We start from the raw sequence: 21,926 nt of genomic DNA, 5'->3' as shown, positions 1-21,926 counted from the left end.
ATCCAACCCGGCGCGCCGCTCCCCGTGGCCCACCATCCCGCCTGCGCCTGCGCAAGACGGCGCTGCGAACGGTTCGCCAACGCGTTGTGAGCGATCCGAGTCATAGGTGACGTTTCGTACCGGACACATGGGTAACACTTTTGGCCTTTTGGCCGGAGGTGGGACGACCATCGCGGAGATCGCGGCCAGGGAGGGGCGACAGGTCTCGCAGCTCAGCCGGCAAATCCGCCTTGCCTTCCTTGCACCGGACATCGTCGAGATGATCCTGACCGGCAGCCAGCCGGTCACGCGGACGCCGGAGCGGCTGAAGGCCTACCGCCCGCTTACTCTTGACTGGAACGAACAGCGTTCGGTTCTTCCTGGCTGACCTGGATATCACAGTCAGCATGAACCAACGCGACTCACAACGGTTCTGGCGGATCCGTTGTTCCGTCTTTCGTTTTCGAGATGCGTTGCCCGCACGGCGGCCGCACAGCTGCGGATCAGGCATGTGCACATCGGCGAGCATGTCGCGGAAACGGGCCACCAGAGAAAGAGCCGGACATTCGCGCCGGCATGGCCTCGGACAGCGCGGAGAGGCGCGCGCGACAGGGCGCGCTTGTCTGGCAAGGCGCGGAAACACCGAGGCAATTCCGAAGCGGCCGAAGGTGGCTCGCGGTCAGACCGTCTGGGTGGTGTAGCTCGCAGTCTGGCGCGAACCTGTCTCTGCCGACTTTTCGCTGAACTACACGGAAAATACAGGGAACTTGCCTCGATTCAGGCGCCGGGGGCGGCTTTTCTGCTCGCCATTTCTCGCGGAATATCAATGCGTTGGCGGAAAATCCCCTGCTCATTGGAACGGGGGATACTTTGAGGGCGAAGAGCGAATTTATTCTGGAGATCAGGGAAGTCGTGACGGCGACTAGGTGTTCAGTCCCGGCATTTGATGGATTGGATCGCGAGTGAATCTCTCTGGTTCTTTTGTCCAGATCTTGCAGATGTATTCGTATGGCGTGAGGCGCTTGAGGGTCTTCAGTCGCCGCCCGAAATTGTAGGCGCTGACAAAGTCGTTGAGGTGCTTTCGAAGCTGATCGTGACTGTCGTAGTGGTAGCGCTTGACGGTTGCATTCTTGATCGTGCGGTTCATGCGCTCGACCTGACCGTTCGTCCAGGGATGGTTGATTTTGGTGAGGCGATGCTCGATGCCGTTTTCCCGGCAGCGCATGTCGAACATGTGGGTCATGTAGCGGGCGGTCGGACCGTTCGCATAGCGCGGCGCGTAGCGGAACTGGATGCCGTTGTCGGTCAGGATCGTGTGGATCTTGTAGGGTACGGCCGCTATCAGGGCGACGAGGAAGGCCGACGCAGTGACGCGGTTGGCCTTCTCCACCAACCCAACGAAGGCGAACTTACTCGTGCGATCAATAGCCACGAACAGGTAGAGCTTCCCCTCCGCGGTTCGGACCTCGGCGATGTCGATGTGGAAGTAGCCGATCGGGTAGCTCTTGAACTTCTTCTTCGGCTGTTTTTCGCCCTCCACGTCTGGCAAGCGCGAGATGCCGTGGCGTTGCAGGCAGCGGTGCAATGAGGACCGCGTCAGATGCGCAATGGTCGGCTGCAGCGCATAGAGGCAGTCGTCCAGCGGCAGCAGCGTATGCTTGCGAAAGGCGACAATGATCGCCTCCTCTTCCAGCGACAGCACCGTGGAATGAGCATCCTTCGGCCCGGTCGGCAGATCGGCGACCGACGTGCGTATCTTCCACTTCGCCACGGTCTTTTGGTTGATGCCGTAGCGCTTGGCCAGTGTTCTCAGGCTCTCTTGACTATGTTGTATCGCTCCGACGGACCGCCTCTGTCGTCGTGGCGCCCCCATGTAGAACTTGGCCCATAGCGCATCCTTCCATTCGCGAGAAAACAATGCACCATTAAAGTTCGGGACCAAACAATAACATCTCAGCCGGCTGGCTGTGGCTCCGGGAAGGTCCACGAGCCGTCCAGAATCTCGGTGTGCGGCCGATAGAGGCGAACGGTGTAGTTCCAGCCCTTCATGATCGGAAGGCAGTTGGGGATCTTTCCGTCGCAGCCGCCAAACTGGATCTCGATCGTCCCGTCGTCGTTCTTCACCGCGGTGATGTTGTTGACCGAATAGGCGTCGTAGGGGTTCTTCTCGAAGTAGCCGTCCCCATTGTAGAGGCTCACCGACCAGAACCCGTCCACGGGCACATCCACCACCTTTAGCTTGTAGACGGTGTTTCCGTCGTTCCCGTCGGGTGTGACGTTCAGATAGAAGGCATCCTTGTCCGGGTTGCCGCCCCATCCAGCGGCCGTGCCCAGTAGATGCCGGATCGGATCGACCTCGTCCTTGGAACCGAAGGCCGTCTTAAAATCGGGAAGCGTCGACTGAAGAACCAACAGCGCATCGCGCACTTTCTTCTGGCTGGCCTGATCCCAGTTCGGGATATCGAAGCTGCCGCGGCTCGCCTGATCGATGGCGATCGCGTCCTGAAGCGCGTGGACGGCTTTGACGTCTTCCTGGTCTGAGGGATTGACCACCGTCCGGATGGCGATGACAGCGTATCGGGTGCCGACGGTTTCCCTGTCGAGCGTCACCGTCCCGGCGCCGTAGTGAACCATCGGCACATAGTGATCTTCGGTCAGGACCATGAGCGACATGAAGCGGCTGCCGGCATCGGGCATGGTAACGGTGACCGGCCCGGCGTCGAGATCGAACACCGCGGAGGAATAGAGGGTGTCGCGATTGAGCCGGATGACGGTCTGATTGTCGATGTCGGCCGGCTCGCGGCGGTGCGTCATTTGCCCGAAGCCGCCCTCCTTCACCACGTTGCTGAAATAGAGATCCGATTCGGCCCGGGCAAAGTTATCGACAGTGACGGGAATTGGTTCCTCTTGCGCCGCCTTCACTGGCAACGCAAGAAGCGCGGCGCCGAGCACGGCGATGCCTATAGTCCGTGTCATTTCAGCCTCCTTCAGTTCATCGGCTGGAGCGGCGGCGCTGTCCACGCACCGTCGAGCGCCTCTTGCTTTGGCCAGTAGAGGCGCATCACCAGGAAGAACGGTCCCGCAGGCGCGGGCAGCCAGTTCGATTCCTCGCTCGCGCCGGGCGAATCGTGTTGCACGTAGAGGGTATATCCGCCGTCAGCATCATTCTTGAGGCTCGGTAGCATCGAAGAGTTGATGAGGTAGCGGTTGATCGGATTGGCGTAGAGTAGGCTTGCGGGAAGCTCATAGAGCGTGAGCGACCAGAAGGCGTTCACCGGTGGCAGCTCGCCGGGTGCGAAGCGGATCGTGTAGCGATCGGAGCCTGCGAGTGGCTGGCCGGTGGCATCGACGAAATAGGCCGGATAAAGAGCCTCCTCCTTCGAGTTGCCGTAGATTCCGAGTACAGCACTCGCCATGCGGTCGAGATAACGGCCGTCCAGGAACGCGCGGGTGCCAAAACCATCTGCGCTCGACACTTTCCCGGTGTCGATCTCGTTCTTCTTGTAGCTCTCGAACTCCGCCCAGGCGTCCGCCATCCCATCCTCGATCGCCTTCCGCATCTCAGGCGAGAGCGTTGCCGCATCAAATGCCTTGCCAGGCTCGATGCCAATCTTGGCAAAGCGCTCCCGGATCTCGGCTTCGGCAGGGTTGGTGGGGCAGAATTGCAGGATGAAGTTGAGCTGGTTGAAGAAGGCGATCGAGGTCTTCTCCTCTTCGGCCTCGATGGGCTTCAGAAAATCGATTGCGGGTGCCGCCGGGCGCGCGGGCTCACCGAGAAAGACCGAGAGCGGCTCTACCTTGTACCCCGCCTGGATCGTCTTGACGTCGTCGATATCGTCCGGGCTGAAAAGCTGGGTCCGGTAGAGGATAAAATTGAGGTCCGTCTCGGATCGGATGACCTCCGTGATGCCCGCAGGCGTCTCGCCGCTCCAGTTCGGCCCCGCGAGCAGAAAGCGGTGGGCCTCGTTGCCGGTCGCGCGACTGCCTACATAGGCGAAGTTGAAGGTGTACATATCGATGAACTGCAGCGAATAGTAACGCCCGTCGTCGACGGCCGGGACCGTGAGGACGATTGGCTCGGCGCGAAGGTCCGCGCCTACGTAGGAATACGGCGTATCGGAATTCGGTGTCTGGATTGCCCGATCGTCAGGCGTGTAGACGCGGGCGTTGTTATAGATGGTATTCCAGGGCGCCTTGAATTCGGAACCGCCCTTGTCGACGAAGTACGAATACTGGATGCGGTAGCTGTCAACCAGCGGGAAGCCCCAGATGTAGGCCTCCTTTGCAATGGCCTGCGTTTCCTCCGGCGAAATTGTCTGGCTTAGCGCCGGATCGGTGAACACCAATGCCCCGAAGACCAGACTGGCTCCAAAGATGCTGTGGACCATTTTCGGCATCCCGCGACTCCCCTCCGTTCGGGTGCAATTTCCAACCCAGAACAACTCCCAATACATGGCTATCGCCGCATCTTAAAGCCTCGGCAACAGCTGAACCGCCCCGAACATCGTCGCAATGATCCTCACGGGCGGCCAGCCGGTCACGCTGACGTCGGAGAGACTGAAGGCCCGTCGCCCGCTTCCCCTCGACTGGAACGAACAGCGCGCGGTTCTCCTGCACTGATCGCCGTCTCGCCTGCAGCGCGAATCAATGCGAGTCGCACCGGTCAGGACACATCTGATGCTCCGTCTTTCTTATTCGAGATGCGTTGCTCGCACGCCGGCCGCACTGATGAAGATCAGGCATGTGCACATCGGTGAGCATGTCGCGGAAAAGGGCCACCAGAGAAAGAGCCGGCCATTCGCGCCAATATGGCCTTAAACAGCGCGGAGAGAGGGGCGCGACAGTGCGCGCTTGTCTCGCAAGGCGCGGAAATGTCGGGGCAATTCCGAGTCGGCCAAACGTGGCTCGCGGTCGGGCCGACTGGGTGGTGTCCCCGGCAGGATTCGAACCTGCGACCCTCAGATTAGGAATCTGATGCTCTATCCTGCTGAGCTACGGGGACCCCGGCGGCTGCGAAATCTGTCGGGGGCAGCCGGACATCGGTTCATACCATGGTCAATTGAATCGTGCAGCCTCATATAATGCGAATGGACACGCAAACGGAGGAAGTCCCTTGCGAACATTTGCCGTCATCGCGCTGGCGGGGCTGATATCGCCGCCCGCGGAGGGGGCGGAGAGCTGTCCGCCGAGACCGGAGGAGACCGTTCGGGTCGCCAAGGCGATCGACGGCGACACGCTCGGGCTTGAGGACGGGCGGATCGTGCGGCTGGTCTCGGTGCTCGCGCCGAAGGCGGAGGCGGGCGAACTGGCCGACATGACGCGCCGGCTTGCCGAAACCGCCCGCACGGCGCTTGCCGACGCGGTTGTCGGACGCGATCTGGGCCTTGCCGTTACCGGCCGGGCGCAGGATCGCCACGGCCGCATCCTGGCGCACGCCTTCTTGGACGGAAACCCGGACCGCTGGCTGCAGCGCGACATAATTGTCAAAGGTCTTGCGTGGGTTTATGCGCTGGAGGACAATTATCGCTGTGTCGGGCCGCTGTTGGACGAGGAGGCACGGGCGCGCGGCGCGCGAATGGGCCTCTGGGCGACGAAACTCGGCGCAATGGCGGATGGTGGCCGGCCGCAGCAGCTGTCGGGGAGAACCGGCCGTTTCGCGATCGTGGAAGGACGCGTGGATTCGGTTGGCGAACGGCCGAAGAGGACCTATCTCAATTTCGGCACGAATTGGAGCGAGGATTTCACCGTCTACGTGGATCGAGGGGACCGCGCGCGCTTTGACACCGCAGACATCGACCTCAAGGGGCTCGAGGGACGGCGTGTGCGTGTACGCGGCTGGATCCTCGACGACAGGGGCCCTGCCATTCACATGACGAATCCGGAGCAGCTCGAGATTGTCGACGCGCGCTAAATCGCTGACCTGGCCGAAATCGGCGTGGCGGAAGGCCCCGGCGGCGGCGATGCTGCTGGCTGCGCTGGCGCTTGCCGGCTGCGCCAATGGCGGCCTGAGCCTGGGCGACGGCGGAAGCCTCTCGGCCGCCGCCATCCAGCCGGTCCAGAGCAATGCCGGCTTCGACGAGAAGGAAGTGGCGCTGGGTAAGCGCGAGCATCCCAAGATCGTCACCGCCTTCGGCGGCACCTACGCCGATCCGCAGCTGCAGCGCTATCTCAATGCGACCGTGGAGAAGCTGAGCCGGGCCTCCGACCGGCCCGACCTGGGCTACACGGTGACGGTGCTCAATTCGCCGTCGATCAACGCCTTCTCGCTGCCGGGCGGCTATGTCTACGTCACCCGCGGGCTGCTGGCGCTGGCCAACGATTCCTCGGAGGTCGCCAACGTCCTCGCCCACGAGATGGCGCATGTGATCGCGCGGCACGCGATCCAGCGCGAGGAACAGGCCAATTCGGTCGCGGTGATGAGCCAGGTCGTCAACGACGTGATCCGCGACCCGGAAGCGGGCCAGGCGGCGCTGGCGCTAACCAAGGGGCGGCTCGCCCAGTTCTCGCGCCAGCAGGAGCTCGACGCCGACGTGATCGGCATCCGCATGGCGGCGAAGGCGGGCTACGACCCGGAAGGGGCGGTGGCCTTCCTGCGGGCGCTCGAACGCCAGACGGACCTGCATTCCAAGGTGTTGAACCAGGTTTACGACGCCGGCCGCGTCGACCTGTTCGCCAGCCACCCGGCGACCCCGCAGCGCATCCTGTCGGCGGAGCGCGAGGCCACCCAGGTCGGCCGCAACGCCGACATGGAGCGCGACCAGGCGAGCTACTTCCAGGTCATCGACGGCATGGCCTATGGCGACGATCCGCGCGAGGGTTTCGTCTCGGGCCGGACCTTCATCCATCCCGCCCTCGGCATCACCTTCACGCTGCCGGAAGGCTACGGGCTGGAAAACACGCCGCGGGCCGTGGTCGGTTTCTCCGAGAACGGCGACATCATCCGCTTCGACGCGGTCGCCGTGCCGAGCACGGTGTCGCTGTCGGACTACCTCGCCGCCGACGCGGTGCGCGGGGGCAGGGTCACGGATATCAAGCCGATGACGGTCAACGGGTTGCCGGCGGCAACCGCGACCGTCGGCGGGGAGGGATGGACCTTCAAGGTCGCCGCCATCCGCGGCGACGGCAACCGCGTCTACCGGTTCATCCTGGCCTCGCGCGATCTAGACTACGCGCGCGAGCAGGAGCTGCTGGCCGCGGCCCGCAGCTTCCGCGTTATCCCGCAGGAGGAGGCGCGGTCGATCCGGCCACAGCGGCTCGACATCGTTGCCGTCAGGCCCGGCGACAGCATCGAGAGCGTCGCCTCGCGCATGGCCTTCGACGACCACCAGATCGAACGTTTCCGTGTGCTGAACGGGCTGTCACCCGCCGACCGGCTACGCGCCGGTCAGGAGGTCAAGATCGTCGTGCGCTGACCCGAGGGGCGCTGACCCGACGGGCGCTGAGCCGGCGAACCGGGACGCGCAGGCTATAATCGGGAAACTCAGGTGAAGGCGCTCGCGTCGGGCTCTGCGGCCAACAGCGCCGCGCGCAGCTTCTCGAGCGCCCGGCTCTCGATCTGGCGCACCCGCTCCTTGGAGATGCCCAGCGCCTCGCCCAGCGCCTCCAGCGTCGCGCCGTCCTCCGACAGCCGCCGCTCCTTGACGATCCTGAGTTCACGGTCGTTGAGCACCTCCAGCGCGGCATAGAGCCGCTTGGTGCGCTTTTCCTGGTCGATCGCCTCGCCGACGGTCTCGTCGGGCAGCGGATCCTCGCTGACCAGGAAGTCCTGCCGCTCGGCGCTGCCCTCGCTTTCCAGCACGGGCGCGTTCAGGCTCGCATCGAACCCGGACAGGCGGGCATCCATGCGCGCGACATCGTCCTCGGAAACCCTGAGCGCCTTGGCGATATGGGCGTGCATCTCGTGCTCCGCCATCGGCGAGGGGCCGCGGCCGAGCTTCGCGCGCAGCCGGCGCAGGTTGAAGAACAGCGCCTTCTGGGTGGAGCTGGTGCCGCCCCGTACGATCGACCAGTTGCGCAGGATGTGGTCCTGGATCGAGGCGCGGATCCACCAGGTGGCGTAGGTCGAAAAGCGCACCTCGCGTTCCGGCTCGAAGCGGGCGGCGGCCTCCAGGAGCCCGACATGGCCTTCCTGGATCAGGTCGGACATCGGCAGGCCGAAATGCTTGAACCGGGCGGCGATGGCGATCACCAGCCGCATATGCGCATGGGTGAGGCGGTGCAGGGCGTCGACATCGCCGTCCTGCTTCCACTTCACAGCCAGACCGTGCTCCTCATCCCTTTCGAGATAGGGAGCGTTCATGGCCGCCCTGACGAACCGGCGGCGATGGCTCATGGCGTTCTTCATGGCATCCATACCGAGGCGTCTCTTCCGCCCTTCCTGCATCGATCCTCACAGGGAAACGATCGACTTGGCTGCACGGTTCACCAATCAAAGCAGAAAAGCCGCCCGGCTTGAAGCCGGGCGGCCCGCAGATCGGCTATGCGCCAGGTAAAAGGCGCGTGATCTCAGGCGGCTTCGTCGCGCTCGTCTTCCTCGGCGGCGGCACCACGGCGCGGGCCCTTGGCCAGCATCGCCTCGATCTCGCGGATCGCCTCGGTCTCGGTGATCTTCTTCACCGCCGCGACCTCGCGGGCCATGCGGTCGAGCGCGGCTTCGTAGAGCTGGCGTTCGGAATAGGACTGCTCGGGCTGCGACTCGGCGCGGTGCAGGTCGCGCACGACCTCGCCAATGGCAATGATGTCGCCGGAATTGATCTTAGCTTCGTATTCCTGGGCGCGGCGGCTCCACATGGTCCGCTTCACGCGGGCGCGGCCCTTAAGCACGGTCAGTGCCTTGCCGACAAGGGCGTCCTCGGACAGCTTGCGCATGCCGACGGCGGCCGCCTTGGCGGTGGGAACCCGCAGCGTCATCTTGTCTTTCTCGAAATTGATCACGAACAGCTCAAGCTTGGCGCCCGCCACTTCCTGTTCCTCGATGGCGGTAATCTGCCCAACACCATGCGCCGGATAGACGATGTACTCGCTCGTCCGGAAACCCTGACGCTGAACCGATTTCTTGCTGTTACGAGTGGTCATACTCTTTCTCGAACTCCTGCCTGTCGCCGCATAGCGACCAATTGTCCCACCTCGCGCCCCGCCTGCATACTCGAGTGGAGCAGGCGCGAAGTGCGGACGCCAAACGAGCCGTCGAAATCCCGCACGAAAAGCATCTCCGGACGCCCGAGAGGGCCCCCGGCAGAAAAGCCATCCTTGCTCTCACAAAATATGCCCGCTTTACGGGCAATATGGGCGAGGGATTTCATCAGCTATTTGAAATATATAACACAATACTGGGTAAATTCCAAGTGCTGCGCCGCATCATGGCCGATCACGGCGCCGTCTCGCCGATCCAAAAGCCAGCGTTTCCGGCCTTCTCAGTCGCCTTCGCCGGGTTCGGGCGAAAACTGCGTCTCCAGCTTGTTGGCCACGCCGTCCCATTCCTTGGAGTCCGCCGGCGGTTCGCGCTTGATGGTGATATTCGGCCATTTCTCGGCGTAATCGGCGTTGAGCTCAACCCATTTCTCCAGCCCCGGCTCAGTGTCGGCCTTGATCGCCTCGGCGGGGCATTCCGGTTCGCAGACGCCGCAATCGATGCATTCGTCGGGATGGATGACCAGCATGTTCTCGCCTTCGTAGAAGCAGTCCACCGGACAGACTTCGACGCAATCCATGTATTTGCACCGAATGCAGTTGTCGATGACGACATAGGTCATGTGAAGCTCCACGAGAAATGCGCGGGAAGAGTACGCCGGAGGTGGTGCCTATCCGTTTTGTCGAGACGGTTCAAGACGGGCCGAAGGATTAGATTTCTTCGTCATTTGGGGCGCGTAGATCGTCTTTCCAGGCGTCTATTTGCCGCCGGTCGCGTTTGGTGGGTCTGCCGCCGCCGCGCGGGCGCGAACCGGGGGCCGTTTCTTCCGGCGTGGGCGGGGGCGGCGAGAGGTCGCAATAGAGCGTCGCCGCCTCGCTCGCCGGTCCGCGGCGCTCAGCGATCGCCTCGATGCGCAGAACGAGAACGCGGCCGCGCAGGGCGACCGTCAACACGTCGCCGGGCTTGACGGGCTGGCTCGCCTTGGAAATCCGGGCACGATTAAGCCGTACGTGCCCGCTCGTCACAAGCGAAGCGGCCAGAGTCCGGGTCTTCGCGACGCGCGCGTGCCAAAGCCACTTGTCGAGGCGCTGGCTGTCGCTCACGCGTCCGAGCGCCCACGCTCGGTGAGCGTGTCGCGCAGGTCCTTGAGTGCGGCGAAGGGGGACAGCGGATCCGGCTCCTTCGGCGGGCGCTTGCCCTGCGGCTGGCCGTCAGGCCGGGAACGGCGGTCGCCCTTGCGGCCGTCACCACGACCGCCTTTGCGACCCTTTGCCTCACCGCGCGGGGGCCTTTTGCCGTCGCCCTGGCGGGCCTTCGCGCTTTTCTGCTCGGGTTTGCGGCGGCGCGGCGCGTCGGGCCGGCGGCCGGGGCGCCAGACGACGATCTCCGTCGGTTCGGCCTCTTCGGCCTCGGTGGCCGTCGTGGGGGCTGCAGCGGTCTCTGCAGGGGGCGCTGCCGGGGTTTCCGCTTTGGCCTCGTCTGATACTTCGGTTGGCGTGGCGGCCGCTTCAGTGGGCTCCGCCTCGGCTGGCGCGGTTGCGGGTTCCATCACCTCCGGAGCCGCCATTAGCGGCGCCGGGGCTACCGATAGCGGCGCCTCCGACTCCGCTGAGTCCGGGACGGCCTCGGCCTGGGGAGCGTCGACGCTCGTTCCGGCGGACGGTTCCGCCGCCTCTGCCGCGGCTTCGTCGGCAGTCGCCGTTTCGGTTTCCGCAACGGGGAGTTCCGGCGTTGGCGCCTCGTCCCCGGCAATGGCGGTCTGCGGTGCCGGCTCCGCTTTCGCCTCCGGCGTCGCGGGCGCGGGGCGGCGTTCGCTGCGGTAGCCCAGGGCCTTGAGGATCTCTGCGAAGTCGTCGCCGGCGCAGCCGGCAAGCGACGTCATCTGTTCGCTTATCCGGAACGTGCGGCCGTCGACCGCGCCGGGGGGCGGGGCGGCGTCGCCGTCGGGGCGCCAGGACAGGGCGGTGCGGATCAGATCGGCGATGCGCTCGAGGATGTCGATGCGCACCGCGCGGCTGCCGCAGGCGCGGAAGCCGAAGGCGCGGTAGAGGCTTCGCGCGGTGCCCGGCGTGACGGCGACCGACATGCGCCCGCTCTGGGCAAGGGCGGCGATGTCGTCGAAGCCGGGCTGATGCAGCCCGCCATGATGCAGTGCCCAGAGCTGGGCGGCGAGAACGCGCGGACCCGGCTTGAGCAACACCGGCAGATAGACGTGGTGGGCGCCGAAGCGTACGCCGTGCTTCCGGAGCAGCGCGCGGTCGTCCTGGCTCAGGGCCTTCACCTCGTCGGCAACGCGCGGCCGCTCGAGCACGCCCAGCGCCTCGCCGAGCTGGAAGGCGACGCCGCGCGCCATGCCGGCGATCGCCTCGTCGCTTTCGAGCGCGCGCAGCGGCCCGAGGTGCGCCGAGATGCGGTCGCCGATCCACTTGGCCAGACGCGCCTCGGCGTTCTCGCGCGGGGCGCCGGCCAGGTGTTCGTCGGCCAGCAGAACGACGCGCGGGTTCAGGACGGAATCACCCTTCTCGACGCGGCCGATCGTGGCCCCGCGCCAGGTGAAGGTGCCGTCGAGGCTGAGCTGGATCACCTCGTCGGCGTCCTTGGCAAGGCGCTCGGCGCGGGTGGTGAGCTCTCCCGTCAGGGTACGCCGCGCGGCGGCGGCGATGGCCTTCAGGTGCTGGCCGTCGGCTTCCGGGTCGGGCGTGAATCGCAATCCCTCGAGGCGGCCGACATGGTGCCCCTCGACGGTTACGTCTCCACTGGCGTCGATTTCGGCTTCCATGGCCGGATTCTCCCTCAGGCTTCGGGCAAGCACGCTGGTGCGGCGATCGACGAAACGCTGCGCCAGACGTTCGTGCAGGGCGTCGGACAGCCGGTCCTCTACAGCGCGGGCGCGCTCCTGCCAATGGGCGGGATCGCCGAGCCACTCGGGCCGGTTGGCGACGAAGGTCCAGGTGCGGATATGGGCAATGCGGTTGGACAGGGTGTCGATATCGCCGTCGTCGCGGTCGCATTGGCCGATCTGGCGCGCGAACCAGTCGTCGTCGATGCGGCCGTAGCGCATCAACTGGCTATAGAGCGTGGCGACCAGCTCGGCGTGGTTGGCGGGCGCGATCTTGCGATAGTCGGGGACCTGGCAGACGTCCCACAAGAGCTCCACGGCATCGCGGCCCCTGGCGATGTCGGCGATCTCCAGATCGCGGGTGACGGCCTCCAGCGCCAGAACGTCGTCGCTCGCGGGCGCGCGGGTCAGCGTGTCCTCGCGCGGCGTGGCGGCCAGGCTCGCGTGCAGGCTTTCCATGCTGGTGAAATCGAGATGGGTGTTGCGCCACTGCAGGATGCGTACCGGCTCGAAATCGTGGCTTTCCAGGCGCGCGACGAGCTCGTCCTCGAGCGGGTCGACGCGGCCGGTGACGCCGAAGGTGCCGTCGCGCATGTGGCGGCCGGCGCGGCCGGCGACCTGGCCCATCTCGGCGGGGTTGAGGTCGCGGAACTGCCAGCCGTCGAACTTGCGCCGCGCCGCGAAGGCGACGTGATCGACGTCGAGGTTGAGGCCCATGCCGATGGCGTCGGTAGCGACCAGGAAGTCGACGTCGCCGTTCTGGTAGAGCCCGACCTGGGCGTTGCGGGTGCGGGGACTGAGCGCGCCGAGCACCACCGCGGCGCCGCCGCGCTGGCGACGGACCAACTCGGCGATGGCGTAGACGTCGTCGGCGGAGAAGGCGACGATCGCCGAGCGGCGCGGCAGGCGGGTGATCTTCTTCTGCCCCGAGTAGGCCAGATGCGACAGGCGCGGGCGGGTGATGACGTTCAGGTTCGGCATCATCCGCGTCAGGATCGGCCGCATGGTGGCCGCGCCCAGCAGCAGCGTCTCCTCGCGGCCGCGCCGGCGCAGGATGCGGTCGGTGAAGACGTGGCCGCGGTCGAGGTCGGCTGCAAGCTGCACCTCGTCGATGGCGACGAAGGCGACGTCGAGGTCGCGTGGCATCGCCTCGACGGTGCAGACCCAGTATTTCGGGTTTTCCGGCTTGATCTTCTCCTCGCCGGTGACCAGCGCGACGGCTTCCGCGCCCACGCGGTCGACGACGCGATTGTAGACCTCGCGCGCGAGCAGCCTCAGCGGCAGGCCGATGACGCCGGACTCGTGGCCCAGCATCCGCTCGATGGCGAGATGGGTCTTGCCCGTATTGGTCGGGCCCAAAATGGCCGTCACCGCGCGGCTGCGCGCCGCGGGATGATGGCCGACATCCGGCGCGATACTCATGACGCCTCCCGGGCGAGGGACTTCAAGGGCGCGGCTGTCGCATCTTCGCGGGGCGCTGTAAAGGCCGAACCGAGGTCAAGGTAAGCGCCAGCGTTCCATTTCGGCACAGATTCGCGGTCGCCGTTAATCTGTGGAACGAGCCTAGAACAAATGCTGGCCGAATCGCTGACTCGGACGGAATCGCGTTTCGTTCCCGGCAAGATATTGGGTAGGTCGTTCATAGTCCTACGAAATCTGGATTCGGCCGTTTGCGGCGTGGCTCTGGGCGCGGGTCAAACGTTAACCCGCGATTGGAGGTAATCCACAATTGCAGGTCGGTGGAGATCGACAGTCAGCGGCGATTGGGTCTGAAGATGGTGACGGGGGCATGGCGAGGGAAGGGCAGGCGGCAGGCTGAAAGCCGGGAGGGTCGAATGGGACCTGCCGGACCTCCGGCACTTCATCGGCTCTCAACCAGCCGGTAGCCGCAATCGAGGGCTTCGAGACCGGCGAAACGTCCGTGGCGGCGGTCCCATCCTCCGCTTTCCAGATCGTTCGCCAGCTTCGCCAGTCCCTCCGAAACGTCGCCCATTGCCCAAAAACAGGACATTGCGGCGCGAACTCTCTCGTCGAGGTAGGCTGCCGGACGCCGCCAGTAGCCGGCCAGAAACCCGTCCGTGCAGTCGTGCGGAACAGGCACTGGCGAAACCGAGACGGGCCCGAGCCAGCGTGCGAAGTCGGTCATCGTGGGCATCTGGTCTTCGTCCAGTGAAACGAGCGCCGGAAAATACTCGGCGAGCCAGAGCCCGCGAAACGAAGGGTCATAGGTCAGGAAGACGATTTTTCCGCGGGTCACGCGTCGTATCTCGGCGACGCCCCTCTCCTTGTCCGACCAGTGGTGGATGGTCAGAACAGCCATCGCGGCATCGAACGAATTGTCGTCGAAGGGCAGATTCTCCGCGCTTGCCTGAATGACGGTCGCGTCCGACGCAGATCGCTGCCCGATCATCCTGGCCGAGGGGTCGACAGCCGTAATCCTGCGACCAGAAGGCTCGTAGGAGCCTGTCCCGGCCCCGACGTTCAAGACGGTTTCCGCATCACCGAGGGCCGTTTCGACTTGCCGGGCAATTCGCTGGTCGGGTCGACGCAGATCCGCGTAGCTCAGGCCGATTGTGTCGTACAGACGGTTCATGCGGCCGCAAACCTCGGAGCGGCATTCCTGTCATCGACGAATGGCCGATTTGACCGCATGTCAACAATCACCGCTACGTCGGCACCATAGCCGCGGCCGGTGCCGAGGTGCGGATTGCCGGATGTAAGCCGATTATTCGCGGAGCGCTGCTGCGCGCGCGTTCAGCGCGCCGGTCGTCGTGGTCGCGCCGGCCTGGATGACGGCGAGACCGATCGGCGTCGGGATCGAGATGCGGTAGGGCACCAGCAGATCGGATCCGGCGACCGGGGCGAGCTTCAGCTCGATATCGATCTTTTCGGCCATCTCCACCTCCTTCTTGTCGGTGCGATGGCCGGCGATCGCGCGGTAGTGGGCGCCGCAGACGAGCACCTGACCGCCGGGGACATTGCTGTCGGAGATCGATTCGACCTTGCGGAACTCGAGGGTCACGTCGAACCGCTCGCGGCCGTTGTAGATCGGCACGGTGCGTTCGCAGGCGCGCTTGTCGATCCCGTTCGGCGTATTGCCGCCGGTGACGATCAGGGCGCTCATCGGATCGACGGTATTCTTGGTATGCGCGTCGGTGACCTGCACCCGTTTGGGATGCTTGTACCACTCCTTGGGCACGGGCGGGGTCAACTTCAGGCGGCGGACGCCGTCCTGGTTCATGGTCATGCGGACCTTGGCGGACTTCTTGCCGTCGGTGGCGTCGACGCTGAAGGCGCGCGGCTGGGTTCCGCCCGACATCAGGCGACCGGCCGAGGAGGCGCTGGCGGTATAGTCGTAGACGGCGCCCGCGAGCCCGGTGAGCTTGCCGTAACCGTCGAGACGGTACTGAGGGCCGTCGAATGTGCCGCTGAGGGTCGCCTTGCCGACCGGGACGCCGGCGAGATAGGCACTGTAATCGGTCTTGAACTTGTACTCGGCGGCCGAAGTCGTGCCTGCCGACAGGATCAGACCCGCAAACGCGACCGCGCAGGCGGACCTTCCGCCAAGACCGGCCAACGATGCACCCGCCTTCATCACCTTACCGCCTCATACTGACCGGCCGGCAGAACCGGCCTTGCCGGAAACGCTACGCCCTACGGGGCGCAGAATCTCGTGCCAAGGTTAAGGAACAGTATAGCGCAATTTCGTCCACAGCGTGGCGAGGCGGTATTTTCAGCCGGCTTCGCGCCCTTCCGCGGGGGCGGTGGACGCGTCACCCCAGAGGCGGGCGATGGTGTCGGCCCCGAACCGATTTCGGCAGAATTCGTAGGTCTGCGCGTAGAATCTTCGGGTTTCGTCCACGGCGTCTTGGCTCAGCCCGGTCCGACGCGGCGTCGAATTCACCAACTTCGCGAACTCGGGGGAGCGATAGTCTATGCCGAGAAAGTCGGTAATGCCGGTGACGGTCTCTTCGGTGAAAAGGGATTCATAGAAACCGAAGAAGAGATTGTCGGGGTCAAAGGCGCGTTCCAGGTTTTCGACGGTGTTTTCGTACCGGGTGCGCAACTGCGTCCTCGGGGAATTGTAGGTATCCCAGAACAGCTGGTTCAGCACCGTTTCCTCGTCCTGACCGGACTCGTCCTTCCAGCGCTTGTACATTTTCATGCGCAGGGACGAATAGACGCGCTCGAGGGGGTCGCGCATCAGAAACAGGGCTTTGACCGTGAAGCCCCTGGGCTCCAGCAGCGAGCGGATGTATCGGAAATGCTCCGGGCTCAGTCCGCAGTAGGCGGGCGTGATGTCGCCGACGACACCGACCCCCGGCGAGCCCGCATGCAATTCGTCGAAATACCGGGCATAGAGCTCGGGGTTCTCGCGGAAAGCCATGAGACGCTCAAGTTCCGAGATGATTTCGGCGGCGTCGATCTTCGGTTTTTTCCTGTTCTCCTGTTGTTGTTTCGAGAGCAGGTTTCGCAGCCGCTTCAGCCGTTGTTCCCTGTGGATCTGGATGTCCGTGGCTTTGTTGAGGAAGATCGCGTCGAAGACGTGATATTCCTTTCTGAACCCGAGGTTACATTGGGGATGCGCGCTCAGATAGTCGTGCAGCCAGCTCGTGCCACCCTTCTGGCACCCAACGCCCAGCAGGAAGATCTTGTCCGTCATGCTTTGCACGCGTGCTCGCCGTATCGTGTCCGGGCGAGCTGAATAACAGCGGGTTGCCGGGCTGTCGACCGAACGTGGGGCGTGGACAGGGGCGCGATGAATCCGTCTCCCCGCTTGACGCTTGGCGGCCCGCTTACTATACGCTTTCGAAGAAATCCCTACACGGCAAGGCCAGACTCGGCCACCGGCGTCTCCGGCGGCCGTAGACAATTGAGGATCAGTACCATGGCCCGGCGTTGTGAATTGACCGGAAAATCGGTCATGACCGGAAACAATGTAAGCCACGCCAACAACAAGACCCGGCGTCGGTTCCTGCCCAATCTCGTCAACGTGACGTTGCTGAGCGACGTGCTCGACCGCGGCTTCAAGCTGCGCGTCTCCGCACATGCGCTGCGCAGCGTCGAGCACCGCGGCGGTCTCGATGCGTTCCTTCTGAAGGCGCACGACGAGGATCTGTCCGACAAGGCGCTCACGCTGAAGCGGGACATCACGAAGGCGACGGCCGCCAAGGCGGCCTGACCCGCCGCCTGTCCGGCGGCGCCGCTTCGACGGCGCGCGAGAGATGTCGCATTCCGATGAAAAGATCAGAACCGGGCCGGCCAAGGCCCGGTTGCTGATTCCGTCCGGGTTGTTCGTTCCAATCGGGGTGATGGCCCTGGTGGTCGTCGCCTCGAACATTCTCGTCCAGTACCCGTTCACGCCCTGGGGCCTTGCCGACTATCTCACCTGGGGTGCGTTCACCTATCCCTTCGCCTTCCTGGTCACCGACCTGACCAATCGCCGCTTCGGGCCGAAGGCGGCGCGCACGGTGGTCTATGTCGGTTTCGCCGCCGCCGTCGTGCTGTCGATCGTGCTGGCGACGCCGCGCATTGCGCTCGCCTCGGGAACCGCGTTCCTGACCGCGCAGCTGATCGACGTCGCCGTGTTCCACCGCCTGCGCCAGCGCCTCTGGTGGACGGCGCCGCTGGTTTCCTCGCTGATCGGCTCGACCGTCGACACCGCGCTGTTCTTCACGCTCGCCTTCGCCGGGAGTGGCGTCGGCGTGGCCGACTACTGGGGGCTGACGCTGCCGGTCTGGGTCGGCTGGGCGACGTTCGATTTTCTGGTGAAGGCCGTGCACGCGATCGCGATGCTCGGGCCCTTTCACCTCCTGCGGTCGCGCATCGAGGCCAGGCGGGACGAGTATCCGGCGCTGTGATTCCGGGCGTGCCCGGACGTTAGGATTCCGGGCGTGCCCGCACGTTAGCCGTCCTCGAAACGCGAGTCCGCGCTCCTCAGGATGAGACGTGTGCTTCTCGCGACGGCAGCGGAACCGGGGAATTGCGCTCTACAGAAGCTCGAACTGCAGGATCAGCGTCCGCTGCAGCAGGTTGAAGTTGTCGTCCGAGATGATCGTCAGGACGGTGCGGCCCTGCGCGTCCGTGTGAACGGCGACGCCTTCCATGTTATCGACCTCGCGGGCCGAGCCGGCGGTCAGGAGCGTGGTGGCCTCCATCGGCTGGGGACCGTCGAGCGCGGCGGCGGAAATGCGTCGCAGCCGCATCGCCACGCCCGAGAAGATGCTGAAATAGCGCTCCAGTACGATCAGGTCGCCGTCGGGCAGGGCGACGATATCGGTCAGGTTGAAATCGGAGGTGCGTTTCAGGCCGAGGTCGCGGGTCTCTCCATCCCGGATCATCCAACCTGGAATGACGTCCGGTTCCTCCGTCACGATGCTCTCGGCGAAGGTGACGATGGCGCCGCCATTGGGGGCGCCGGGCGGGATGACGGCGATGCCCTCCAATCCCTTGTTTTCGGGCAGGGCGGCGACAGCGTCGGGCAGGGCGAGGCGCTTTGCCGTGACCGGCGCGCCGTTGTCGTCGACGCGGACCTGCAGGATGCGGTTGTCGCGTTCGAAGCCGATGAGAAAGTCGCCCGACACGCCGCCGTCGGAGAGGCCGTTGCCGCCGAGGGCCCTGAGCGATTCCGCGTCGGAGCTCTCCTTGTCGCCGAGCGGCTTGCCGTCGGCGCCGATCAGCCGGTAGGCGGCGACGTCGGACAGGCCGGCCAGGATGCCGTCGTCGTAATCGAGGGTGGCGGAGAATAGGTCGCCGTTGTCGCCGACGAGAAGCGCCTTGCGGCCGTCGCCGGAGATCTCGATTCCCGACAGGCCGCCGAATCGGTCGTCGGGGGAGTCGACCTCGATGCCGCCGAGAAAACGCAGGCCGCCGAATACCGCTTGCGACGGATCGTCCTCATCGAAGGCGGGGACGGGGCTCGCCTCGACCGGCACGGCCGCCTCGGCCGCCACGGCTTCCGTCGGTACGGACCAGGCCGCCAGCAGCAGCGCGAAGAGCAGGGGGGCGGCTTTACGGGGCATGACCCCGTCAGGCCACGGCGCGGGAACGCGCACCGCGGCCACGCGGCATGCCGCGCGAAGGGCCGGGGGTCTCTTCGAACAGTTCGGCGAGCTTCTCGGTCATGGCGCCACCGAGCTCCTCGGCGTCGACGATGGTGACGGCGCGGCGGTAGTAGCGCGTCACGTCGTGGCCGATGCCGATGGCGATCAGCTCGACCGGAGAGCGGGTCTCGATGTCCTCGATGACCTGGCGCAGGTGGCGCTCAAGATAGTTGCCGGGATTGACCGACAGGGTGGAGTCGTCGACCGGGGCGCCGTCGGAAATCATCATCAGGATCCGCCGCTGCTCGGGACGTGCCAGCAGGCGATCATGCGCCCAGGCGAGGGCCTCCCCGTCGATGTTCTCCTTCAGGAGCCCCTCGCGCATCATCAGGCCCAGATTGCGCCGGGCGCGCCGCCACGGCATGTCGGCGGGCTTGTAGATGATGTGGCGCAGGTCGTTGAGGCGGCCGGGATTGAGCGGCTTGCCGGACGAGAGCCAGTGCTCGCGGCTCTGGCCGCCCTTCCAGGCGCGGGTGGTGAAGCCAAGAATCTCGACCTTGACGCCGCAGCGCTCGAGCGTGCGGGCGAGAATGTCGGCGCAGGTGGCGGCGACCGTGATCGGCCGGCCGCGCATCGAACCGGAATTGTCGAGCAGCAGCGTCACCACCGTATCGCGGAAATCGGTGTCGCGCTCCATCTTGAAGGTCAGCGGGTGCAGCGGGTCGATGACCACGCGGTGAAGCCGCGCGGCGTCGAGGGCGCCTTCCTCGAGATCGAAATCCCAGGACCGGTTCTGCTGCGCCATCAGGCGGCGCTGCAGCCGGTTGGCGAGGCGTGTGACGACGCCCTGCAGGTGATGCAGCTGCTTGTCGAGGAACCCGCGCAGACGCTCCAGCTCCTCGGTGTCGCACAGCTCTTCGGCGGTGATGGTCTCGTCGAAGCGGCTGGTGAAGATGCGGTAGGCGTTCTCCCCAGTCATGTTGGAGAACGGGAAGTTCGGCCGCCACGGCTCGGTGGAATCGGTGGCGTCCGCGGCGTCGGCGTCCTCGTCGACCTCCTCGGCGCTGGTTTCCGTCGCCTCGACCTCGCCTTCGTCCTGCTCGGACGATTCCTGGCTCTCGTCGGCGGCGGCCTCGGCCGCATCCTGCTCGCCTTCCTCGCCGGACTCGCCCTGGGTGTCTGAGGAATCGTCGCCTTCGGCGGATTCGTCCTCGTCCTCCTGCTCGGCGCCCAGTTCGTCGGCCATGTCGAAAGCGGCGATCATGTCGCGCACGAGACGGGCATAGCCGTCCTGGTCATCGACCAGCTCGGTGAGGCGGTCGAGTTCGCCGCCGGCCTTCTGCTCGATCCAGCCGCGCCACAGCTCGACCGCGCGCTGGCCGCTCGGCGGCGGCGCCATGCCGGTCAGACGCTCTCGGGTCATCAGGGCGACGGCCTCCTCCAGCGGTGCGTCGGCACGCGACTCGGCGGCGGAGATGTTCATGCGCTGGTAGCGGGCCTCCAGCATGGCGCTGATGTTGTCGGCGACGCCGGACATGCGCTGGGAGCCGATCGATTCGCAGCGCGCCTGCTCGACGGCCTCGAACAGAGCCCGCGCGTTGCGGCCCTGCGGCAACAGCTTGCGATGGACGCCCTGGTCGTGACAGGCGAGCCGGAGCGCCATGGAATCGGCGAGGCCGCGGGTGACGGCGGCGTCGGCGGCCGTCATCTTGCGCGGCGGCTCCGGCAGCCGGACGTTGGTGCCCGACGCGCCGGCCCGGTCGGAGGCGTAGGTGACCTCGACGTCGTTGCGCCCCGAGATCGCCTTAACCGCGGCCGTGACGGCGCGCTTGAACGGTTCGTTGGGCGCGACACGGCCGGGCTGGCCGGGTTTCCGGTTGCTGGTCGGGGAGCCGGACACGGGGCGTCAGAGAGCCTCAGTTAGCGATCAGCACGTAATCAGTTCAGGGCGACGTTGACCGCCGACTCCGGCAGGTCCCTGCCGAAGCAGCGCTGGTAGAATTCGGCGACGATCCCGCGCTCGACCTCGTCGCACTTGTTCAGGAACGTCATGCGGAAGGCCATGCCGATATCGCCGAAAATCTGCGCGTTTTCCGACCAGGTGATCACCGTACGCGGGCTCATCACGGTCGACAGGTCGCCGTTGATGAAGGCGTTACGGGTCAGATCGGCGACGCGCACCATCTTCGAGACGATGTCGCGGCCCTCGTCGTTCTGGTAGTGCTTGGCCTTGGCCAGGACGATCGCCACCTCGTCGTCGTGCGGCAGGTAGTTCAGGGTGACGACGATCGACCAGCGGTCCATCTGGCCCTGGTTGATCTGCTGGGTGCCGTGATAGAGGCCCGAGGTGTCGCCGAGACCGATGGTGTTGGTCGTGGCGAACATCCGGAAGGCGGGATGCGGGCGGATGACGCGGCGCTGGTCGAGCAGCGTCAGCTTGCCGGAAACCTCCAGAACGCGCTGGATGACGAACATCACGTCCGGGCGGCCGGCATCGTACTCGTCGAAGACGAGCGCGGTGTTGGTCTGCAGCGCCCACGGCAGGATGCCGTCCTGGAATTCGGTGACCTGCATGCCGTCCTTCAGGACGATCGCGTCCTTGCCGACGAGGTCGATACGGGAAATGTGGCTGTCGAGGTTGACGCGGACGCACGGCCAGTTGAGGCGCGAGGCGACCTGCTCGATATGGGTCGACTTGCCGGTGCCGTGATAACCCTGGATGAGGACACGGCGGTTGTAGGCAAAGCCGGCGAGGATCGCGAGCGTCGTTTCCCGGTTGAACTGGTAGTCCGGATCCACCTCCGGAACGTGCTCGTCCGGCTCGGAATAGGCCGGAACCTCCATGTCGCTGTCGATACCAAACACCTGGCGAACCGACACCTTCATGTCCGGCAAAGCTTGCGGCTCCGTAACTGCGGTATTCATGCTGCCTCCA

The 21,926-nt window shown here is 65.2% G+C and carries 18 protein-coding genes, 1 tRNA gene and 1 pseudogene; 5 read left to right on the top strand and 15 right to left on the bottom strand.

The window, feature by feature from the left end; all coding sequences use genetic code 11:
- Positions 1–106 precede the first annotated feature (106 nt).
- Positions 107–367: a hypothetical protein gene (locus ACSF9G_RS06360; protein WP_436639586.1), complete on the top strand. Its 261-nt coding sequence runs from the start codon at positions 107–109 to the stop codon at positions 365–367.
- Between the two features lie 534 nt (positions 368–901).
- Here the strand turns inward: ACSF9G_RS06360 and ACSF9G_RS06355 are convergent.
- The 4 genes and pseudogenes from ACSF9G_RS06355 to ACSF9G_RS06340 all read right to left on the bottom strand — a co-directional run bounded on the left by ACSF9G_RS06355 (position 902) and on the right by ACSF9G_RS06340 (position 4,981).
- Positions 902–1,868, bottom strand: a pseudogene (locus ACSF9G_RS06355) (IS481 family transposase).
- Positions 1,869–1,932: 64 nt separating this feature from the next.
- The gene (locus ACSF9G_RS06350) at positions 1,933–2,955 is read right to left on the bottom strand and encodes a DUF1254 domain-containing protein (RefSeq protein WP_261614296.1); all 1,023 of its coding nucleotides are present in this window, start codon (positions 2,953–2,955) and stop codon (positions 1,933–1,935) included.
- A gap of 11 nt (positions 2,956–2,966) precedes the next feature.
- Complete coding sequence (locus tag ACSF9G_RS06345) at positions 2,967–4,376, bottom strand: DUF1254 domain-containing protein (RefSeq protein ID WP_436639584.1); 1,410 nt, start codon at positions 4,374–4,376, stop codon at positions 2,967–2,969.
- 528 nt (positions 4,377–4,904) lie between these two features.
- Positions 4,905–4,981: transfer RNA gene (locus tag ACSF9G_RS06340), tRNA-Arg, on the bottom strand.
- Positions 4,982–5,092: 111 nt separating this feature from the next.
- On the opposite strand from ACSF9G_RS06340, the gene ACSF9G_RS06335 reads away from it, so the two are divergent.
- On the top strand, positions 5,093–5,890 hold the full coding sequence (locus ACSF9G_RS06335; protein WP_436639582.1) for a thermonuclease family protein: 798 nt from the start codon (positions 5,093–5,095) through the stop codon (positions 5,888–5,890).
- Positions 5,874–7,391, top strand: a complete 1,518-nt coding sequence (locus ACSF9G_RS06330) for a M48 family metalloprotease (RefSeq protein ID WP_436639580.1) — start codon at positions 5,874–5,876, stop codon at positions 7,389–7,391. Before ACSF9G_RS06335 ends, ACSF9G_RS06330 begins: the two co-directional genes overlap by 17 nt.
- 68 nt (positions 7,392–7,459) lie before the next feature.
- Here the strand turns inward: ACSF9G_RS06330 and ACSF9G_RS06325 are convergent, their stop codons facing one another.
- The 8 genes from ACSF9G_RS06325 to ACSF9G_RS06290 all read right to left on the bottom strand — a co-directional run bounded on the left by ACSF9G_RS06325 (position 7,460) and on the right by ACSF9G_RS06290 (position 16,611).
- Positions 7,460–8,323 carry an RNA polymerase factor sigma-32 gene (locus ACSF9G_RS06325; RefSeq protein WP_425256230.1) on the bottom strand — a complete coding sequence of 288 codons (864 nt, stop codon included), beginning with the start codon at positions 8,321–8,323 and terminating at the stop codon, positions 7,460–7,462.
- Positions 8,324–8,484: 161 nt separating this feature from the next.
- Entirely contained in the window at positions 8,485–9,054 is a 570-nt protein-coding gene (locus ACSF9G_RS06320; RefSeq protein WP_261615028.1) for a CarD family transcriptional regulator, read from the bottom strand.
- A 338-nt stretch (positions 9,055–9,392) separates the two neighbouring features.
- Positions 9,393–9,731, bottom strand: coding sequence for a ferredoxin FdxA (fdxA, locus tag ACSF9G_RS06315; protein WP_436639577.1), 339 nt, complete (start codon positions 9,729–9,731; stop codon positions 9,393–9,395).
- Between the two features lie 88 nt (positions 9,732–9,819).
- Positions 9,820–10,212: an RNA-binding S4 domain-containing protein gene (locus ACSF9G_RS06310; protein ID WP_436639575.1), complete on the bottom strand. Its 393-nt coding sequence runs from the start codon at positions 10,210–10,212 to the stop codon at positions 9,820–9,822.
- Entirely contained in the window at positions 10,209–13,370 is a 3,162-nt protein-coding gene (locus ACSF9G_RS06305; RefSeq protein ID WP_436639573.1) for a helicase-related protein, read from the bottom strand. The genes ACSF9G_RS06310 and ACSF9G_RS06305 overlap by 4 nt, the downstream gene beginning before the upstream one ends.
- 439 nt (positions 13,371–13,809) lie before the next feature.
- The gene (locus tag ACSF9G_RS06300; RefSeq protein ID WP_436639571.1) at positions 13,810–14,541 is read right to left on the bottom strand and encodes a class I SAM-dependent methyltransferase; all 732 of its coding nucleotides are present in this window, start codon (positions 14,539–14,541) and stop codon (positions 13,810–13,812) included.
- A gap of 132 nt (positions 14,542–14,673) precedes the next feature.
- On the bottom strand, positions 14,674–15,543 hold the full coding sequence (locus tag ACSF9G_RS06295) for a DUF3108 domain-containing protein (protein ID WP_436639569.1): 870 nt from the start codon (positions 15,541–15,543) through the stop codon (positions 14,674–14,676).
- 138 nt (positions 15,544–15,681) lie between these two features.
- Positions 15,682–16,611 (bottom strand): sulfotransferase, encoded by a 930-nt coding sequence (locus ACSF9G_RS06290; RefSeq protein ID WP_436639567.1) that lies wholly within the window; start codon positions 16,609–16,611, stop codon positions 15,682–15,684.
- 225 nt (positions 16,612–16,836) lie between these two features.
- On the opposite strand from ACSF9G_RS06290, the gene rpmB reads away from it, so the two are divergent.
- Both rpmB and ACSF9G_RS06280 read left to right on the top strand, forming a co-directional pair.
- Positions 16,837–17,130 (top strand): 50S ribosomal protein L28, encoded by a 294-nt coding sequence (gene rpmB, locus ACSF9G_RS06285; RefSeq protein ID WP_436639565.1) that lies wholly within the window; start codon positions 16,837–16,839, stop codon positions 17,128–17,130.
- 130 nt (positions 17,131–17,260) lie between these two features.
- Positions 17,261–17,809, top strand: a complete 549-nt coding sequence (locus ACSF9G_RS06280) for a queuosine precursor transporter (RefSeq protein ID WP_436639684.1) — start codon at positions 17,261–17,263, stop codon at positions 17,807–17,809.
- Positions 17,810–17,938: 129 nt separating this feature from the next.
- Here the strand turns inward: ACSF9G_RS06280 and ACSF9G_RS06275 are convergent, their stop codons facing one another.
- The 3 genes from ACSF9G_RS06275 to cobS are packed head-to-tail and all read right to left on the bottom strand — an operon-like array spanning position 17,939 to position 21,916.
- The gene (locus ACSF9G_RS06275; protein WP_436639563.1) at positions 17,939–18,970 is read right to left on the bottom strand and encodes an esterase-like activity of phytase family protein; all 1,032 of its coding nucleotides are present in this window, start codon (positions 18,968–18,970) and stop codon (positions 17,939–17,941) included.
- A 7-nt stretch (positions 18,971–18,977) separates the two neighbouring features.
- Positions 18,978–20,891, bottom strand: coding sequence for a cobaltochelatase subunit CobT (cobT, locus tag ACSF9G_RS06270; protein ID WP_436639561.1), 1,914 nt, complete (start codon positions 20,889–20,891; stop codon positions 18,978–18,980).
- 38 nt (positions 20,892–20,929) lie between these two features.
- A complete protein-coding gene (cobS, locus tag ACSF9G_RS06265) occupies positions 20,930–21,916 on the bottom strand; it encodes a cobaltochelatase subunit CobS (protein WP_261615038.1) in 987 nt (328 codons plus the stop codon).
- Positions 21,917–21,926 lie beyond the last annotated feature (10 nt).

The organism is Microbaculum mangrovi (assembly GCF_051390635.1).
Taxonomy (GTDB): domain Bacteria; phylum Pseudomonadota; class Alphaproteobacteria; order Rhizobiales; family Tepidamorphaceae; genus Microbaculum.
Note: the sequence above shows the minus strand (reverse complement) of the source record. Positions and strands in the feature narration are given on the sequence as shown.

Bases quoted from the DNA above. Each gene is read 5' to 3' on its own strand.
- ACSF9G_RS06280 (WP_436639684.1), top strand. From the start codon at position 17,261: ATGGCCCTGGTGGTCGTCGCCTCGAACATTCTCGTCCAGTACCCGTTC.
- cobS (WP_261615038.1), bottom strand. From the start codon at position 21,916: ATGAATACCGCAGTTACGGAGCCGCAAGCTTTGCCGGACATGAAGGTG.
- ACSF9G_RS06305 (WP_436639573.1), bottom strand. From the start codon at position 13,370: ATGAGTATCGCGCCGGATGTCGGCCATCATCCCGCGGCGCGCAGCCGC.
- ACSF9G_RS06320 (WP_261615028.1), bottom strand. From the start codon at position 9,054: ATGACCACTCGTAACAGCAAGAAATCGGTTCAGCGTCAGGGTTTCCGG.
- ACSF9G_RS06300 (WP_436639571.1), bottom strand. From the start codon at position 14,541: ATGAACCGTCTGTACGACACAATCGGCCTGAGCTACGCGGATCTGCGT.
- ACSF9G_RS06295 (WP_436639569.1), bottom strand. From the start codon at position 15,543: ATGAAGGCGGGTGCATCGTTGGCCGGTCTTGGCGGAAGGTCCGCCTGC.
- ACSF9G_RS06350 (WP_261614296.1), bottom strand. From the start codon at position 2,955: ATGACACGGACTATAGGCATCGCCGTGCTCGGCGCCGCGCTTCTTGCG.
- ACSF9G_RS06275 (WP_436639563.1), bottom strand. From the start codon at position 18,970: ATGCCCCGTAAAGCCGCCCCCCTGCTCTTCGCGCTGCTGCTGGCGGCC.
- ACSF9G_RS06345 (WP_436639584.1), bottom strand. From the start codon at position 4,376: ATGCCGAAAATGGTCCACAGCATCTTTGGAGCCAGTCTGGTCTTCGGG.
- rpmB (WP_436639565.1), top strand. From the start codon at position 16,837: ATGGCCCGGCGTTGTGAATTGACCGGAAAATCGGTCATGACCGGAAAC.
- ACSF9G_RS06325 (WP_425256230.1), bottom strand. From the start codon at position 8,323: ATGAAGAACGCCATGAGCCATCGCCGCCGGTTCGTCAGGGCGGCCATG.
- fdxA (WP_436639577.1), bottom strand. From the start codon at position 9,731: ATGACCTATGTCGTCATCGACAACTGCATTCGGTGCAAATACATGGAT.
- ACSF9G_RS06290 (WP_436639567.1), bottom strand. From the start codon at position 16,611: ATGACGGACAAGATCTTCCTGCTGGGCGTTGGGTGCCAGAAGGGTGGC.